The 1822-nt window shown below is 36.8% G+C and carries 3 protein-coding genes; all 3 read right to left on the reverse strand.

Annotated features, from left to right (window positions below):
* A partial coding sequence (locus N3C60_08980; protein MCX8085039.1) for a class I SAM-dependent methyltransferase occupies positions 1-395 on the reverse strand: 395 nt, incomplete at its 3' end.
* Positions 392-1507: a DegT/DnrJ/EryC1/StrS family aminotransferase gene (locus N3C60_08985; protein MCX8085040.1), complete on the reverse strand. Its 1116-nt coding sequence runs from the start codon at positions 1505-1507 to the stop codon at positions 392-394. The genes N3C60_08985 and N3C60_08980, both read right to left, overlap by 4 nt.
* Positions 1504-1822 (reverse strand): hypothetical protein (locus N3C60_08990; protein MCX8085041.1); only part of this gene is annotated, 319 nt, incomplete at its 5' end. The genes N3C60_08990 and N3C60_08985, both read right to left, overlap by 4 nt.

Consider the following 1822-nt stretch of genomic DNA (forward strand, 5'->3'; position numbering starts at 1 on the left):
TGATTTGATGCAACCTTAAAAAATGTCAACACGTCTTCGTTAGTTGTTTGATAGCTAAGCACATGAAATAGAGCTACTATAACATCAAATTTCTCACTTAGGTTTAAATTTTGAATTTTTGAATGCGTAAATTTTAATGAACCACTCCCTTGACACTGCCTTTCTTTTGCAATTTTAATCATATCCTCACTTGCATCTACTCCATGAACATGATATCCTTTTCTGCACAAAAGCTCCGCATGTCTCCCTGTGCCGCATCCTAAATCCAATATATTTTTAGCGGTTGGGTTATATCTTTTTATGAGACTGTCTACGTATTCTACTTCTGCCTCGTAGTCCTTGTCTTTGTACAAAAGGTCATAGTATTTAGCATATATGCTTCCAAACTCGCTCATTTAAACACCTCATGCATGGCTTCCGAAACTTTTAAAATCTGCTCTTCTGTAAGTGCAATACCGCTCGGTATGTAGAAGCCTTTTTCATAAAGTTTTTCTGAATTAGGATAATGTTCTCCCAAAAATAAACCCATCCTGTTAAAAACTGGCTGTTTATGCATAGGGTAAAAGAATGGTCTTGTGTCTATCCCCATCTGCCTCAGTGCTTTCATAACTTCTTTAGCATCTTTCTTATATTCATCTTTTATCACTATAGGATATACCCAATATATGTTTTCCGCATAATCTGTTTTTTCTACGGGTAGATAAATGTGAGGTATGTCCGAGAGGAGTTCATTATATTTTCTGCCTATCCATCTCTTTTTCTGAATGATATCTGAAATTCTTTCAATTTGTGCTAAACCTACAGCCGCTTGTAAATTGGTCATTCTATAATTCCATCCAATATCCTCATGCACGAATCTAAGTGCTGGATCTTTAGAGAAGCACAGATTTCTATAATACTTGCATTTCTCTGCAATTTCCTCATCGTCCGTCAAAATCATGCCTCCTTCACCAGTAGCTATGTGTTTATTCGTATAAAAGCTAAAAACCGAAACATCTCCAAAGCTCCCACAAAGCTTTTCCTTATATTCTAAGCCAATCGCCTCCGCAGAGTCTTCTATTATTAACAAACCATACTTTTTAGCCAAATTTCTTACTGGTTCTACATCTACGGGTAATCCATATATATGAACTATCATTATGGCCTTTGTCTTCTCAGTTATCTTCTTCTCAATATCATTCACAATCATATTGAATGTTCTATAATCTGCATCAACTAAAACAGGCTTTGCCCCTACCTTTACTATAGCTTGAGCACAGGAAATAATAGTGAACGTTGGCATGATGACTTCGTCTTCTGACGAGATGCCTACCGCTTTTACAGCAACTTCCAATGCAGCTGTCCCACTACTGACTGCTACACCGTATTTCCTACCTATATAGCTTGCAAATTTCTCCTCAAATTCCTTGACAAATTGCCCATCACTGCCTATCCAACCTGTTTCAATACACCTTATTAGATATTCCTTTTCTTTTTCCCCAAATAAAGGTTCATTGACTGGTATCATAGCTCATCAAACCTCAAAAGGTTTTTATCAACTGGCTCAAATCTTGTTTTATCCATTTCACCAGCGTATGGACCTTGTTTGACCTCAATCATTTCTGTTTCCTCCAACATCTCAAAACCATGTCCACCATAGGCTAATAGTATAACATCGCCCTCTTCTAAGATAGTGCTCTTAAGATATATCCTGTCTTCACTGTAAAAATCAACCCTTACCTTCCCCCTTTTTATAAATAACACTTCCTTAGTATAAAAAACTTCCCTCTTAACCGGATTATGAACATGAGGAGCTATTACATAGCCTTTTGGTCTTTTCATG

Source organism: Calditerrivibrio sp., assembly GCA_026415135.1.
GTDB lineage: Bacteria > Chrysiogenota > Deferribacteres > Deferribacterales > Calditerrivibrionaceae > Calditerrivibrio.